Origin of the sequence: Acinetobacter sp. D009 (assembly GCF_038562025.1) — a bacterium.
GTDB lineage: Bacteria > Pseudomonadota > Gammaproteobacteria > Pseudomonadales > Moraxellaceae > Acinetobacter > Acinetobacter pittii.
Genome location: NZ_CP151886.1, coordinates 2322935 through 2338121, shown reverse-complemented (window position 1 = coordinate 2338121; position 15187 = coordinate 2322935). Strand labels below are relative to the sequence as shown.

General features: G+C 40.4%; 13 protein-coding genes. 5 read left to right on the top strand and 8 right to left on the bottom strand.

The window, feature by feature from the left end; genetic code table 11:
* Nucleotides 1-5 precede the first annotated feature (5 nt).
* Nucleotides 6-1193 carry a 2-aminoethylphosphonate--pyruvate transaminase gene (gene phnW / locus AAC388_RS11095; RefSeq protein WP_342371577.1) on the top strand — a complete coding sequence of 396 codons (1188 nt, stop codon included), beginning with the start codon at nucleotides 6-8 and terminating at the stop codon, nucleotides 1191-1193.
* Nucleotides 1194-1229: 36 nt separating this feature from the next.
* Nucleotides 1230-2045, top strand: a complete 816-nt coding sequence (gene phnX / locus AAC388_RS11090; RefSeq protein WP_342370609.1) for a phosphonoacetaldehyde hydrolase — start codon at nucleotides 1230-1232, stop codon at nucleotides 2043-2045.
* Between the two features lie 224 nt (nucleotides 2046-2269).
* Here phnX and AAC388_RS11085 read toward each other — a convergent pair whose 3' ends face one another.
* Nucleotides 2270-3520: an MFS transporter gene (locus AAC388_RS11085; RefSeq protein WP_057077459.1), complete on the bottom strand. Its 1251-nt coding sequence runs from the start codon at nucleotides 3518-3520 to the stop codon at nucleotides 2270-2272.
* Nucleotides 3521-3581: 61 nt separating this feature from the next.
* Nucleotides 3582-4733, bottom strand: coding sequence for an acyl-CoA dehydrogenase family protein (locus tag AAC388_RS11080; protein ID WP_342370608.1), 1152 nt, complete (start codon nucleotides 4731-4733; stop codon nucleotides 3582-3584).
* A 331-nt stretch (nucleotides 4734-5064) separates the two neighbouring features.
* Between AAC388_RS11080 and AAC388_RS11075 the strand changes: the two genes are divergently transcribed.
* A complete protein-coding gene (locus AAC388_RS11075; RefSeq protein ID WP_342370606.1) occupies nucleotides 5065-6282 on the top strand; it encodes a CaiB/BaiF CoA-transferase family protein in 1218 nt (405 codons plus the stop codon).
* A gap of 187 nt (nucleotides 6283-6469) precedes the next feature.
* Nucleotides 6470-7315, top strand: a complete 846-nt coding sequence (locus AAC388_RS11070) for an IclR family transcriptional regulator (RefSeq protein ID WP_000996082.1) — start codon at nucleotides 6470-6472, stop codon at nucleotides 7313-7315.
* Between the two features lie 65 nt (nucleotides 7316-7380).
* Here the strand turns inward: AAC388_RS11070 and AAC388_RS11065 are convergent, their stop codons facing one another.
* Entirely contained in the window at nucleotides 7381-8190 is an 810-nt protein-coding gene (locus AAC388_RS11065) for an enoyl-CoA hydratase (protein WP_342370605.1), read from the bottom strand.
* Between the two features lie 230 nt (nucleotides 8191-8420).
* Between AAC388_RS11065 and AAC388_RS11060 the strand changes: the two genes are divergently transcribed.
* Nucleotides 8421-9392, top strand: a complete 972-nt coding sequence (locus AAC388_RS11060; RefSeq protein WP_342370604.1) for a nitronate monooxygenase family protein — start codon at nucleotides 8421-8423, stop codon at nucleotides 9390-9392.
* Nucleotides 9393-9431: 39 nt separating this feature from the next.
* On the opposite strand, the gene AAC388_RS11055 is transcribed toward AAC388_RS11060, so the two are convergent.
* The 5 genes from AAC388_RS11055 to AAC388_RS11035 all read right to left on the bottom strand — a co-directional run bounded on the left by AAC388_RS11055 (nucleotide 9432) and on the right by AAC388_RS11035 (nucleotide 15185).
* A complete protein-coding gene (locus AAC388_RS11055) occupies nucleotides 9432-10604 on the bottom strand; it encodes an MFS transporter (protein WP_000977180.1) in 1173 nt (390 codons plus the stop codon).
* A gap of 63 nt (nucleotides 10605-10667) precedes the next feature.
* The gene (locus AAC388_RS11050) at nucleotides 10668-11510 is read right to left on the bottom strand and encodes an IclR family transcriptional regulator (protein ID WP_000081480.1); all 843 of its coding nucleotides are present in this window, start codon (nucleotides 11508-11510) and stop codon (nucleotides 10668-10670) included.
* A gap of 108 nt (nucleotides 11511-11618) precedes the next feature.
* Complete coding sequence (locus AAC388_RS11045; protein ID WP_342370603.1) at nucleotides 11619-12824, bottom strand: 3-oxoadipyl-CoA thiolase; 1206 nt, start codon at nucleotides 12822-12824, stop codon at nucleotides 11619-11621.
* 14 nt (nucleotides 12825-12838) lie between these two features.
* Nucleotides 12839-14362, bottom strand: a complete 1524-nt coding sequence (locus AAC388_RS11040) for a 3-hydroxyacyl-CoA dehydrogenase (protein ID WP_342370602.1) — start codon at nucleotides 14360-14362, stop codon at nucleotides 12839-12841.
* A gap of 61 nt (nucleotides 14363-14423) precedes the next feature.
* Entirely contained in the window at nucleotides 14424-15185 is a 762-nt protein-coding gene (locus tag AAC388_RS11035; RefSeq protein ID WP_342370601.1) for an SDR family oxidoreductase, read from the bottom strand.
* Nucleotides 15186-15187: the final 2 nt, after the last annotated feature.

Genomic DNA, 15187 nt, shown 5'->3' with positions numbered 1-15187 from the left:
GATTGATGTATATTGAAATGAACGTGAAAGAAATGAGTACCATTATGAACATGCAACCCCAACTCGATATAGATTTAGAAAACAAATATCTGCTTTTGACTCCAGGACCATTATCAACATCGGCAACAGTACGCCGTGCCATGCAAAAAGACTGGTGTACTTGGGACCAAGAATACAACTCGCTGGTACAAGATATCCGCTCTCGTCTAGTCAACTTGGCAACCAGTCAACCTGAAAAATATACGGCTGTGTTAATGCAAGGCAGTGGTAGTTTTGCAGTGGAGTCTGTGCTTGGTTCAGCTATTCCGCGTGATGGCAAAATCTTAATTATTAATAACGGCGCATATGGTGCACGTATGTTGCAAATGGCACGTTGCTTAAATATTGAAGTTGTAGAACTGAACTATTTAGAAACTCAGTCACCAGATCTACTAGAGATTGAGCGCGTTTTAGAAGATAAAACGATTAGTCATGTTGCTTGTGTACACTGTGAAACCACCACAGGAATTTTAAACCCGATTCAAGACATTGGCCGTTTAGTAAAAGCAGCAGGAAAAATCTGGATTGTAGATGCCATGAGTTCATTTGGTAGTGTGCCCATGGATATCGCTGAGCTTGAAATTGATTTTCTAATTTCAAGTGCAAATAAATGTATTCAAGGTGTTCCGGGCTTTGGTTTTATTTTAGCAAAGCGTGATTGCCTAGAAGCATGTAAAGGCTTGGCTCGTTCGGTCAGTCTCGATTTGTATGATCAGTGGAACACGATGGAGCAGCATAACGGCAAATGGCGTTTTACCTCGCCAACCCATGTGGTACATGCTTTTTATCAAGCATTGCTTGAGCTTGAGGCTGAAGGAGGTGTTGCTGCACGTTATCAACGTTATTTACAAAACCAGCAAACCTTATCGCAAGGTATGCAACAACTGGGCTTTGAATTGGTACTCGGTGAAGAGTGCCCACAATCACCCATCATTACCACTTTTCTTTACCCAACAGCCAAGTCATTTAGCTTTCAGTCCTTCTACGAAACCCTGAAAAAATCAGGCTATGTGATCTATCCGGGCAAAGTCACCGATCTCAACTGCTTCCGTATTGGCAATATCGGCGAAGTTTATATTCATGACATTGAAGGGCTTCTTGCTGCGATTGCGAGCTACTGTGAAAACCATCTAAATCAAGCTGTAACAGCATAATTTTTATTAAAACATTTAAATTAAAGGGAATACACCATGACGACCAACAATACACAAATTCAGGCTGTGGTTTTTGACTGGGCTGGCACAACTGTAGATTTTGGCTCACGTGCACCAATTTTGGCTTTTATGGCTTTATTTAAAGACAATAAAGTTGAAATTACGGTTGAAGAAGCTCGAGAGCCAATGGGTTTAGAAAAACGTGACCATATTGCAGCAGTTTTAAAAATGCCGCGTGTCGCAGCTGCATGGCAGGAAGTATATGGTCAGGCGGCAACTGAAGCAGATATTGACCGTTTATATAAAGACTTTATTCCGTATCAGTTAAATTCTATTCCAACATGTTCTGCTTTAATTCCGGGAGCATTGGAAACGTTTGAAAATATTAAAAAGCGTGGTGCAAAAATTGGTAGTAATACGGGTTATGCATCCATGATGATTGGTCGTTTGGTTAAGGATGCTGCCGATCAGGGTTATCGACCGGACTGTATCGTTACGGCAAGTGACGTGAAATTTGGCCGACCATATCCTGAAATGCTATGGAAGAACTTAATTCAACTCGACGTGTCTGATATTAAAACTGTTGTAAAAGTAGATGATACCGTGGTGGGTATTGATGAAGGTTTAAATGCGGGATGTTGGACAGTAGGACTTGCGATTAGTGGTAATGAAGTCGGTTTAAGCTATGAAGAGTGGAGTTCGCTATCGGCCGATGAACAGATTGTTCTAAAAGATAAGGCATACCAAAAAATGAATGCGTCGGGCGCTCACTATGTGATTGATAGTGTCGCTGATTTGCCAAAAGTACTCGATGATATTGAACGCCGTTTGGGGCAGGGTGAACGACCTTAAACAAATGTTTAGGTCAATATATTTTTAAGCTTAGCTCCCTTGGGAGCTAAGCTTACCTAAAAAATTAAAATGAAGAGTAATAAACTCTACATACGTGGAAATAAGGAGTAACTTTGAGGAGTAAATTCCTTATTTCTGGCTAATGATTTAAAACTAATGTTTAGATCGTTAGCGCCATCAACCAGATAGGCATATGACCTATAGGATTTTTTGTGATGGATCTTTTACGACTTTTGAGGGTCATATAATTTTTCTTTAATGAATAGGGCTGGTATCACACCACAAATCAGGTAGGCAGCGCCCATCACGACAAAACCTAAACCAATAGACCCGCCAGAGGCTAAGAATCCAATCGTTGCAGGGGCTAACGCAGCGCCTAAACGTCCAACGTTATAAGCACCACCAATGGCTGTACCGCGGATTGCTGTTGCAAAGCTTTCGGTCATGTAGGTTGCATTTACGCCATAAGGGATGCCGTAGAGGAAACCAAAAGTGACCAGTAAATATAGAATGTTGCTTGGTGAGTTATAAAAAACGATCAGAGGTAGGAAAATAGCAGTACCAATTGCACCAAAGGCATAGGTGAAGCGACGTCCTAATTTATCGGCCATCATGCCCGCAAGAACTTTACCTAAAATCATGGCGGTATATGTACCTACCATATAAGCGGTCATTTCCTTAAATTTCATACCCAGTTCACTTTCAAGGTATGACGGCATCCAGTTATTTACACCATAGTAGCCAAACTGTAAAAAGCCTGCAGTTAAAGCCCATAAGATAAACATATTGCGGTTTCGTTTATCTTGGAAAATAAGCTTAAATGCCGAAGTTTTTTGAGCATTCTGAGTCACAACTGGTTGTTGTAGTCGAGACTTTTGCCATGCTTCTGGTTCGGGTACCAAAATATGCATGAGCACAGCAATAATGACGGGAATAATCGCAACATAAAACAGCATACGCCAGCCATGATCAGGAATAATCCAACCTGCAAGCAAGGTCGCAACAATATAGCCGACGGTCCAGCCAGCTTGTAGTGTGCCCAGTACTGTTGTGCGATAACGGGTTGGGACATACTCGGCCATGAGGGTATTACAGGCAATATAAAGTGAACCCAAACCCAGTGATGCAAAAAATCTTAAAATACCAAACTGAAGAAAGCTTTGAGTGAAACCTAAGCCACAGGTGAGGAGTGAGAAAGTTAAAATAGAAATAACAACAATGCGCACACGACCAAATTTATCGCACGCCCATCCCCCAAAAATTCCACCAACAGCCATACCTGCCAATGTGAAACTGCCAAGCATACCTGCTTGTACTGAACTTAATCCAAAATCTGCCTTAATACTATTTAAACTATAAGACAGTAACATCAAATCTGCACCATCTACCAACAGTGCTAGAAAAGCAAAAATAAAAGCTATTTTCCACGTATGAGGCTGTATACGAGAAAGACCTTCTTTGTAATTTGTAGCCATAATCCATTACCTACATTTGATAAAAAGCACTTCAAGTCGTTTTAAAGCGCTTAAAATTTGATTAAGACGCAGCGCGAATCATGTTTCGGGCAATAATCATTTGTTGAATTTGAGTCGTGCCTTCATAGAGGCGGAACAAACGAACATCTCGATAAAAACGTTCAATGGCATATTCACTGATATAACCCGCACCGCCGTGAATTTGTACGCAGCGATCAGCAACGCGGCCACACATTTCGGTTGCAAACATTTTTGCGCATGAGGCTTCAGTACTAACGTTTTGTCCTGCATCGCGTAGGCGTGCAGCGTCTAAGACCATACATTTAGCTGCATAAATTTCAGCTTTTGAGTCAGCAAGCATGGCTTGAATGAGTTGGAATTCGGCAATCGGTTGTCCAAATTGCTTGCGTTCGATGGCGTAATTTAAAGAATCATCTAGCATTCGTGTTGCTGCTCCAACGCTTAAAGCCGCAATATGCAAACGGCCTTTATCGAGTACTTTCATGGCCGTTTTAAAGCCAACACCTTCAACACCACCAATGAGTGCCGAAGCAGGAATACGACAATTTTCAAAAATCACATCACAGGTATGGGCACCTTTTTGTCCCATTTTTTTATCGCGTTTGCCAAGAAAAATGCCCGGAGTTTGACTATCAACAATAAAAGCAGAAATGCCACCAGCGCCTTTAATATCAGGATTTGTACGTGCCATGACTGTAAATACACCAGCATGAGGAGCATTGGTAATAAAGCGTTTAGTACCATTTAAAATGTAAAAGTCACCGTCTTTTACTGCACTGGTTTTTAAAGATGCCGCATCAGAACCTGCATCCGGTTCGGTTAAGCAAAAAGAACTGATCACTTCACCACGTGCTAAACGTGGCAAGAAAAATGATTTTTGTGCTTCGGTTCCATCAATAATCAGGCCACTTGAGCCAATGCCATTATTGGTTCCAATGAGAGAGCGAAAAGCAGGAGAGGTACGACCTAATTCAAAAGCCACATAGACTTCTTCTTCCATTGTCAGTCCAAGACCTTCGTACTCTTCAGGAATGGTTAAACCAAATAAGCCCAGCGCTTTCATTTGCTCAACGATATCTTGAGGAATTTCATCCGTTTCAGCGACTTCATTCTCATGAGGAATTAATACACCTTCAACAAATTGTCGAATCATATCAACAAGTTGGTTTAAGGTTTCCTGATCTCGAATCATAGTCTCGTCCTTTTACTACATGCAGAAAACATCAATGTGATGTTCGTAAAATCACCAATATTTGAAGCGATAGTAATCAAAGGATGAATGCAAAACAATATATTTTGAAAATTAATTTCGCAATGCGATACTTTGTTTTTGATTTATGTTTGGCTAATTTATTGATTTATTTGAGCTATATTTTCTTATAAAAAATCATTATTTTTAGTGGAAAATTAAAGTTTGATTTTTAAAAAGAGCTGTGTATATTAAAAATATATATCGCTATGCGAAATTTTAAATGGATAAGTTTTCCTATAGGAAATGAGTCACAAAATATAGTGGGATGAAGATGGGTGCTTTAAATGGAATTCGGGTGCTTGACTTAAGTCGGGTATTGGCTGGACCTTGGTGTGGGCAGATTCTTGCCGATTTAGGCGCAGAAGTAATCAAGATTGAACGACCGAAAGTCGGTGATGACACCCGTTCTTGGGGGCCACCTTGGATGAAAGATGACTCAGGCCAAGATACTCAAGAAGCTGCATATTATCAGTCTACCAACCGCAATAAACTATCTGTTACTATCGACATTGCTAGCCCTGATGGTCAAGAATTGATTAAAGCTCTTATTCAAGACACCGATGTTGTGATTGAAAACTACAAAGCGGGGTCTCTAAAAAAATACGGTTTAGACTACGAGTCTTTATCTGCGATTAACCCTAAACTGGTGTATTGCTCGATTACAGGTTTTGGTCAAACTGGCCCAAGAGCAGAAGAGCCCGGTTATGACTTTATTATTCAGGGCATCGGCGGACTCATGTCGGTCACAGGTGAGCGCGATGATTTGCCGGGCGGCGGTCCACAAAAAGTAGGGGTCGCATTTTCTGATTTAGCCACGGGGCTTTATTCTACGATTGCCATACAAGCTGCTTTACTCAACCGCCATGTGACGGGTTTAGGCCAATACATTGATATGGCTTTGCTTGATGTTCAAATTGCCACAATGGCGAATCAGGGAATGAACTATCTTTCATCGGGTAATATCCCTAAACGTTATGGCAATGCACACGCCAATATTGTGCCTTATCAAGTGTTCAAAGCTTCTGACCGTGATTTCATTATTGCGTGTGGAAATGACACTCAGTTTATTCAGCTCTGTCGAAGTATCGGGTTACCCGATTTACCAAATGATGCACGTTTTGCCAGAAATGCAGACCGCATTAAGCATCGTGATGAAATTATCGGGATTCTACAAACTCACTTTTTAACAAAAACAGCAGATGAATGGGTAGATGCAATCTATGCGGCTAAAGTTCCCGTAGGTGTAATCAATAACTTGGAACAAGCTTTTCAAGAACCGCAAGTAATTGCCCGAGAAATGTTAGTCGAGATGAATCATCCTCAACGTGAGAAATTGAAGGTAATTGGCTCACCAATTAAACTTTCTAGAACACCCGTTGAATACAAAACAGCACCACCGCTGCTGGGAGAACATACGCAAGCCATTTTGGGCCGAGTGGTTTCTCCTGAAAAACTAGCTGAGCTCAAAGAAAAAGGTGTAATTGGGTAGGTGGCTTAAAAGCGGAAGGTTAAAATTATATTTAAAATCAGAAAATAAAATATTTAATCTTTCGCTTTAATGAGTTAAATGAAGTTATCTTTTAGTTGCAGACTCGGATGTTTGCTCTTTTGCTATTTATAGAAAAAATAGATTATAATTTTCGCAGTGCGAAACAAAAATATGGATTGGTATGACAATGAATGATGCAGTTGATGCGGAACAGACAGAAAAATTATTAGCGCCGTTAAGGCATGAATTATTACATCCGATTGAAGACATGCAGGATGAAAATGATCGCCAATTTATTACTGCATTAGCACGTGGTTTAGAGCTATTACGTTGTTTTACGCCTAAGCATCAGCATTTGGGCAACCAAGAGCTTGCTCAAATGACCGGTTTGCCAAAACCAACCATTACTCGCCTTACACATACCTTGTCGCGTTTGGGTTATATCAAACAAGTACCTAATTCAAGCAAATTCCAGCTTTCAGTAGGTGTTCTTGCATTTGGTTATTCCATGTTGTCTAACGTATCGATTCGCTCTATTGCTCATCCATATATGAAAAATTTGGCAGACTATGCTGGCGCTGCTGTAGCCATGGCAACACGCGATCGACTCAATATGATTTACCTTGATGTGGTGCAAGGCAAAGGCAATATGACCATGCGCCGTCAAGTTGGAACCTATTTACCGATTCATTTAAGTTCTATGGGGCGTGCATGTTTAGCTGCAATGCCTGAAGACGAAAGAGAATTTTTACTTGATGCCATCCGTAGCAAACACAAAGAAGACTGGATCAAAATTAACCGTGATCTAGACAAAGCTTTTAAAGACTACCAAGATTTTGGATACTGTTTTTCAATCGGCGAATGGCATAAAGATGTAAATTCGGTTGCAGTCCCACTTATTCATGAACAACATGGTTTGCTGGTGTTCAACTGTGGTGGTCCAAGTTTTATTATGAACCGTGAAAAACTTGAAGAAGATATTGCACCGCGTCTTTTACACATGGTGAATAATATTCGTACCGAGATTAGCTAAACCTATTTGATTTATTTATAAAAGCCAGCTTTGATCTTCAATGCTGGCTTTTTAGTGGGTGAGTTTTAGGCTGTTTGGCTGTGAAAGTTCGGTTTCCGTTTTTCTTTGAAAGCATTTAATGCTTCATTAAACTCGGAACCTTGTAAACAACGCGAGAAAATAGTCGACTCATGATCAATACGATTGAGTAGATCATCAATTGGCATATCTCTTAGCAACTTTTTACTCAGTTGTAACGCTTGGCTGGGTTTGTGAGCGAGTTTAATGGCCGCATCTTCAACCATTTGATCTAGCTTATCTGCTTCAAATATTTCATTTACCAGCCCGTAATTTTTTGCTTGGTCTGCCGAAAACTTTTCACCGAGTAAAATAATTTCCGAAGCTCGAGCAAAGCCCAATAGTCTTGGCAGGATGTAACTTGAACCCGCTTCAGGTACAAGTCCCAAATTCACAAAGGGGAATTGGAAAATAGAGTTTTGGCTCGCATACACAAGGTCACAATGTAGAAGCAGAGTACTGCCAATACCAATTGCCACACCATTTACTTTAGCAATAATCGGTTTTGGAAACGTTGCTAAGCTTTTTAAGAAAACAATCGAAGCGGGTGGTTCTGAAGTGGTGGTATCGCGTTTTTCAAATGCGTTTACATCATTGCCGCTGGTAAATGCGGAGTCTTCACCAGTCAGCACAACCACATGAATGTCTTGATTAGTTGCAGCCTCATCTAATGCCTGACTTAGGCTTGCATACATTTCGTAATTAATTGCATTCTTTTTAGTGGGATTACTCATGGTGAGCGTTAGTATATTTCTATCAAAAGATTCATAAATTGTGCCTGTTTTAAGCTGGTTTTGAGTTTTGTTGTCCTGCTGCATGATTCATTCCTTTAAATAACTTTCTGTCTAAAAATTAAACTTATTAAAATAATGCTATCGAAAAATAATTCCGTTATCAATTATTTTGTTTTATATTGTGGTATATAATTTTGTATTGTGAAATTTTTAACTTAAGTTGCTTTAAATGATGATAGAATTTATGCGTAAATAAGCATCTAGCTCTGCTAAGGAAATGAGAAGCTAGCTATAGAACGGTGAGTGGAAATAATATGAAGACCAAAATTACAGAACTATTTGAAATCGAGCATCCAATTATTCAAGGCGGTATGCATTATGTTGGTTTTGCAGAGCTTGCTGCTGCGGTTTCTAACGCAGGCGGGTTAGGCATTATTACTGGCTTAACTCAGCGTACACCTGAAAATCTAGCAAAAGAAATTGCACGTTGCCGTGAAATGACTGATAAGCCTTTTGGGGTAAATTTAACCTTTTTACCTACGGTGAATACTCCTGATTATCCGGGTTTTGTAGAGGCAATTATTAAAGGTGGAGTCAAGGTTGTAGAAACAGCAGGGCGTAATCCTGAACAAGTCATGCCGTATTTAAAGGCTGCTGGTATTAAAGTAATTCACAAATGTACTTCGGTTCGACATAGCTTAAAAGTTCAGCAAATTGGGTGCGATGCGGTTTCTGTAGATGGTTTCGAGTGCGGTGGTCATCCCGGTGAAGATGATGTGCCAAATATGATCTTATTGCCTTTAGCAGCCGATGCATTAGAAATTCCGTTTGTTGCTTCAGGTGGAATGGCAGACGGACGCTCACTCGCTGCTGCATTAGCGATGGGAGCAGATGGAATTAATATGGGAACGCGCTTTATTGCGACTCAGGAAGCTCCCGTACATGCAAATGTGAAGCAGGCGATTCTGAATGCAACCGAAAGAGATACACGTTTAATTATGCGTGCTTTGCGAAATACAGAACGTGTCATGAATAATGCTGCTGTAGAAAAAATCGTGGCAAAAGAAAAAGCACTTGGCGATAACATTAAATTTGAAGATATTATTGAAGAAGTTGCGGGCGTCTATCCCAAAGTCATGATTAACGGTGATGTCAATGCTGGCGCATGGTCATGTGGGTTAGTGGCAAGCTTAATCCATGATATTCCGACATGCGATGAACTGGTTAGCCGGATTGTCAAAGAAGCAGAAGATATTATTCGTGGTCGGTTATTAGGACTTTTATAACGAACCATTAGCCTACTTTATATAAGATCAGCACAAGCTTTAATTGTGCTGATTTTTTGCATCAAGCACACAATAATAAAGACATAGCACGGCAAAAATTAAGCCCAAAATACAGACACCTGTCCATCCGAAGTGTTTCCAAGCATAACTTCCTGCCGTTGTGCCTAAAGCGCCGCCAGCAAAGTAACCCGTCATATAAATGGCATTAAACCGCGAACGTAATTCTTGATTAAGTTTAAATACAATACTTTGATTGGTGACATGTACCGCAGAAAGTGAAGCGTAGAGAATAAGTAAGGCAATAATATAAAAGGCGAAATGGTAGGGTAAAAGTGAAAAAAGAATCCAACTTAAAATAAGGCCAATGCCGCAATAAATTGAAATTTTATGAATGTAGCCTTGATCAATAAATTTGCCTGAAAAATTGGCAACGAAAGTTCCTAACACGCCAACAAAACCGAAAAGGCCAATGGTAAAGTCGCTAAAAAAATAGGGCGCTGGAGCCAGAAGCAACGACATGGTGGTAAAGGTTAAACTTACACAAGCAAATGTAAAACCACCAATATAAGTTCTGGTTCTTAACCGTCGGCTTTGAATAAAAATCTGTGGTAAAGAGCGAATAGTTTTTGCATAGTTTTCAGATTTGGTTGGTGGAAATAACCCGATATTACGATGCAAAATAATGGCAATGATAAGTAACAGAAAGCCACTGACCAGATAAATAATATTCCATGCAAAAAGCGTAGACATCAGCCCTGAAAGAGAGCGGGCGAGTAAAACCCCCATCATCAGTCCACTCAGTAGGAAGCCAACGACACGGCCGCTTTGTTGAATTGGAACCAGACTTGCAGCAAGTGGTAACAACAGTTGGGCTGCACTAGAAAATAGACCAGTAATGACAGTACCAAGCAATAAAAGATAGATATTGTGCGAAAAACCGCTAATAATTAATCCACTTGAAGCCAATAACATAAAGATAAATAGCAGCTTGCGCTTTTCTAATATGTCACCCAACGGCATTAAAAAGAGTAAGCCACATGCGTAGGTGATTTGGGCTAGAGTTGGCACCCACGCTGTAGTTGTTTCAGTTAAATCTAGGCTTACACTAATTGAATGAATAAGTGGCTGACTAAAATAATTTCCACCTGTACAAATGCCTGCGGCAATCGCCATTAAAATAATGGTTGGGGTATAGAGTGCGTTTTTCATCATGCCTTAGTCATAATGAAAGTAGACCTTTAATCAACACAACCATGACTATTTTAAGCACGACTGTTAATGCGTTTCATTCAAAGCATCTTGAATGTTGTGCACCATGTGGATTAAACGTGGTCCAATTTCACCTTCAAGTTTTTCCGGATTTAAATGAAAACTTGGCGCACCACAGTTAAAAACATAAAGACCGTGTTTCGAGCTGACCAAAGGTACAGCCACCGAGTTCACTTCTTTATGCCACTCACCTAAAGACAAACAATATCCATAATCTTGGTAATCACGGAAAGCTCGTTCTAAAGAACGTTTTATGGCTGGCCAGTTTTCTGGATTTTTTTGTTTCAACGCATCAAGTAGAAAATTGCGCTCACGTTCAGGGGTCGCAGCCAAGCATGCTCGTCCCATTGAACTACTATGGATTGGCAAAGTAGAACCAATTGGACGACGCATATTCAAGGCTGTTTCAATTTGCACAACATCAATATACACCATATTTAAGCGGTCACGCGTTGCCATCGCCACAGGCGCTTGAACATACTGACTCATCTCTTCCATATATTGATGAGCAATATTACGAATCGAGATGTTAGATAATGCTGCATATCCTAAAGATAAGACACCAATATCTAGTGTGTATTTGGTCGAGTTAGGCAATTGTTTTAAATAACCTAATGACACAAGGGTATTGGTAATACGTGCAATGGTCGGTTTAGGTAAACCTGTCATTTTTGCTAATTCTTGGTTACCAAGCACCTGATTGTTTGCAGAAAAGCATCTTAAAAGTTCTAAACCGCGCGCTAAAGAAGCAATAAATTGCGGGTTATTTTCCCGATGTATATGCGAAATAGGATCTAAACGTATCTCATCAAAATTTATTGGTTTTTCAGTTTCCGTGTTTTGAGACATTCGATCCTCAAATATAATTAAAGCAATAGTTTTGCCATTATATTTCGCTCTGCAAAATAAATCCATTCATCACTGCGCTGTTGTGATGAATGGATATCTGGTTCATGGTTATGAAACGTTTTCAATCACCATTGCAAGACCTTGACCTACACCAATACATAGGCTCACCACGGCATATTTCTTCTTACGGCGAATTAACTCGCGAGCTACTGTTAAGCTAAGACGAGCGCCAGATGCACCAAGTGGATGACCAACTGCAATCGCACCACCGTTCGGGTTCACACGCGGGTCATTAAAATCAACATTCAAGCCTTTTAAACAAGATAAAACCTGTGAAGCAAAGGCTTCATTAATTTCAATAATATCCATGTCATCTAAAGTAAGTCCCGCACGCGCAACAGCTTTTTTAATGGCTTCGATCGGACCTGCACCCATAATACGTGGTTCAATACCCGCTGCTGCTGCTGACAAAATTTTAGCCATTGGTTTTAAGCCATATTTTTGACCTGCCGCTTCTGAACCAATCAAAAGTGCTGCTGCACCATCATTAATACCTGAGGCATTACCCGCAGTGACCACGCCACCTTCAAAGAGCGGTTTTAACTTTGTAAGTGCTTCAACAGTTGAACTTGGGCGAGGGTGTTCATCTTCTGAAACGAGTTTAGGTGGCAATTTTTTGCCTTGGAAAACCTCAATTGGCATAATTTCATCGGCAAAGAAACCTTCTTCTTTGGCTTTTTGATATTTAGCTTGTGATTGAGCGGCAAATAAGTCTGCTTGCTCACGGCTAATCCCAAAATCGGCTGCAACGTTATCACCTGTTTCAGGCATTGAATGTCCGCCGTACTGAGCAATAATTTTTTTATTTGGAAAACGAGAGCCAATTGTGGTGTCATAAATTTTTGCATCACGGCTATAAGCGCTTTCGGCTTTACCCATTACAAAAGGAGCACGTGACATACTTTCTACACCACCTGCAATATACAGTTCACCTTCACCACAAGTAATGGCACGTGCTGAGTCAATTACGGCACCTAAACCACTCGCGCATAGACGGTTTACAGTTTGTCCCGGTACAGTGACAGGTAAACCTGCAAGTAATAATGCATTTCGTGCCACATTACGACTATCTTCACCCGCTTGGTTGGTGTCGCCTAAAATAACATCTTCAATATCCGCATCCGGCACACCAGTTTTTTCTAGTAGTTTTTGAATGACAGTTGCGGCTAAATCATCAGGGCGAATTGAGGCGAGTTCACCTGCATGACGGCCAAATGGACTGCGTAAACCATCATAAATATATGCATTTAACATTGAGAAATTCCTTTTCAAGACTCATGAGTAAAAGTAAGAGGTAAGTGGAGTGCGACTCGACGCTGTAACCATGGACTAGGGCGGTAACGTGGGTCATGCGTAAGTGCTGTTATACGGTTTAGAATGAGTAAGATTTTTTCGCTGCCGACTTGATCGCCCCATTCAATTGGGCCAAATGGATAGCCTAAGCCCAGACGTACCGCGGCATTAATGTCATCTACCGTGGCAACATTTTGCTGCGCAATATCACAGCCTAGATTAATCACCATCGCTAAAACACGCTGAGCAACAAAGCCAATGCTTTCATTAATCATGCTGACCAGATTTCCATCTAGATTGAAAATAGAGTGAGCCGCTTGTCGGTATTCAGATTTAGTAATGAGTGAAGGCATCAAGGTGCGATGCTTTGCAATGCCATAAAGCATGTCTATAGCAACAGCATGTTCAGGGTTAACCCCTAGACGGGTCGCCGCTTGGGTTGTGTCTTCACCATAACAAGCGAGTAAACATAAACTATCTGTTTGTGGTTCAGGGTTGATGTCTAGAGCAATATTGTGTTGAGTTAAATAATCTTGGAGCTGTTTTTTATCGTCTAAAAAATCTGCCGCAATCCAAACTTTTGGATATTGTGCTAAACGCTCTACAAACTTTGCAGGTTGTTCACCTGTTTTTGAACCAGTTTCATAGTTATAAAAACCTTGATTGACCTTACGTCCAAGTTGCTTGGCATCAAGCATTTGCTTGGTGAGCGGGTTTGGTTTGTAGCGGGCTTCTTCATAGTATTGGTGATAAATCGACTCCATAACTGGATGAGAAACATCAAGACCTGTTAAATCAAGTAATTCAAAAGGACCCATTCTAAAACCAACGCCGTCACGTAAAATTCGGTCAATTTCACTGACGTCACAGACGTTCTCGTTTAAAATTTTGAGCGCTTCGGTGCCATAAGCTCGACCAGCGTGATTAATAATAAATCCAGGGGTGTCCTTCGCTACAACAGGGCGGTGACCAAATGCACGAGACAGATCGTTTAAAGCATCTATAATAAGTGGATCTGTTTTTAAACCACGAATGACTTCAACCACTTTCATGAGTGGAACTGGGTTAAAGAAGTGATAGCCCACAACACGCTCAGGCTTTTTACAGTTTGCAGCAATGGCTGTAATAGAAAGGGAAGAGGTGTTTGAGGCTAAAATAGTATTATCCGAAACAATGTCTTCAAGCTGTTGCATCAAGCTTTGTTTAATATCAAGGCGTTCAACAATTGCTTCTACAATCAGGTCACAATTTTTTAAATCTTCAAGTTGATGAGCAACAATTAAATGGTTATTTGCCGCTGCTGCTTGCTCAGATGTAATTTTATTTTTGTCGACTAACTTTTGAAATGTAGCAGCCAGTTTTTCTTTAGCCTGTTCTGCTGCACCTGCTTTGGCATCATATAAATAAGTGGTATGACCTGACTGTGCAGCAATTTGAGCAATACCACTGCCCATAATACCGACACCAATCACAGCCATGCTTTTAATATCATAAGTCATGTCGATCATCCTGATAATTAATCTATATTTGAAATTAAATGGAAAAATAGGGTTGAGTGATTTAGCTTAAGCATTGTTTATCACCATCAATTGGTAAGATTTGACCTGAAATTGAGCGACCACTTTCTGACGCTAAAAATAGGCATAAATCTGCAATGTGCTTTGGATTGACAAAATATTTGAGTGACTGATTTTTCAGTGCATTTTGAGTCACTTCTTCAAGTGAGGTATTTGCTACATCGGCGCGGGCCTGCAATACACGTTGAACCCGATCACCATCGACTGCACCCGGAAGAATAGCGTTAACTCGAATATTGTCTGCACCGAGTTCCATAGAAAGTGTTTTGGTAAAACCGATCAGTCCCCATTTTGAAGTGGAGTAGGCTAATCTGTATGGATAGCCTAAGCGTCCGGCAATAGAGGACATATTTATAATCACGCCTGCCTGTGCTTTCTTTAAATAGGGAATGGCTAACTGGGTAATTAAAAAAGTGCTATTCAGGTTTAAATTAATCACCGTGTTCCAATCTTCAAAACTTAACTCATCTGCTGCAACGGTCGGGCCTGAAATGCCTGTGTTATTGACTAAAATATCAATACCGACAAGTTTCTGAATTGCTTCATTAAACATCACTTTAATTTGTTCATGATCAGCTAAATCACACGTATGTATATGCAGCTTTGGATAATCTTTCTGAAACTGTTCTAGGCTTTTAGCATTGATATCACAAACGAAAACTTCATCATGATTGTTTAAAAATGCTTCGGCAATGCATCGTCCAATCCCTGAACCACCTGCACTAATCAATACTTTTCTGGCCATTT

What these genes read in the sequence shown, in the direction of transcription:
- phnW (WP_342371577.1), top strand. Translation starts at nt 6, where the DNA reads ATGTATATTGAAATGAACGTGAAAGAAATGAGTACCATTATGAACATG.
- phnX (WP_342370609.1), top strand. Translation starts at nt 1,230, where the DNA reads ATGACGACCAACAATACACAAATTCAGGCTGTGGTTTTTGACTGGGCT.
- AAC388_RS11085 (WP_057077459.1), bottom strand. Translation starts at nt 3,520, where the DNA reads ATGGCTACAAATTACAAAGAAGGTCTTTCTCGTATACAGCCTCATACG.
- AAC388_RS11080 (WP_342370608.1), bottom strand. Translation starts at nt 4,733, where the DNA reads ATGATTCGAGATCAGGAAACCTTAAACCAACTTGTTGATATGATTCGA.
- AAC388_RS11075 (WP_342370606.1), top strand. Translation starts at nt 5,065, where the DNA reads ATGGGTGCTTTAAATGGAATTCGGGTGCTTGACTTAAGTCGGGTATTG.
- AAC388_RS11070 (WP_000996082.1), top strand. Translation starts at nt 6,470, where the DNA reads ATGAATGATGCAGTTGATGCGGAACAGACAGAAAAATTATTAGCGCCG.
- AAC388_RS11065 (WP_342370605.1), bottom strand. Translation starts at nt 8,190, where the DNA reads ATGCAGCAGGACAACAAAACTCAAAACCAGCTTAAAACAGGCACAATT.
- AAC388_RS11060 (WP_342370604.1), top strand. Translation starts at nt 8,421, where the DNA reads ATGAAGACCAAAATTACAGAACTATTTGAAATCGAGCATCCAATTATT.
- AAC388_RS11055 (WP_000977180.1), bottom strand. Translation starts at nt 10,604, where the DNA reads ATGATGAAAAACGCACTCTATACCCCAACCATTATTTTAATGGCGATT.
- AAC388_RS11050 (WP_000081480.1), bottom strand. Translation starts at nt 11,510, where the DNA reads ATGTCTCAAAACACGGAAACTGAAAAACCAATAAATTTTGATGAGATA.
- AAC388_RS11045 (WP_342370603.1), bottom strand. Translation starts at nt 12,824, where the DNA reads ATGTTAAATGCATATATTTATGATGGTTTACGCAGTCCATTTGGCCGT.
- AAC388_RS11040 (WP_342370602.1), bottom strand. Translation starts at nt 14,362, where the DNA reads ATGACTTATGATATTAAAAGCATGGCTGTGATTGGTGTCGGTATTATG.
- AAC388_RS11035 (WP_342370601.1), bottom strand. Translation starts at nt 15,185, where the DNA reads ATGGCCAGAAAAGTATTGATTAGTGCAGGTGGTTCAGGGATTGGACGA.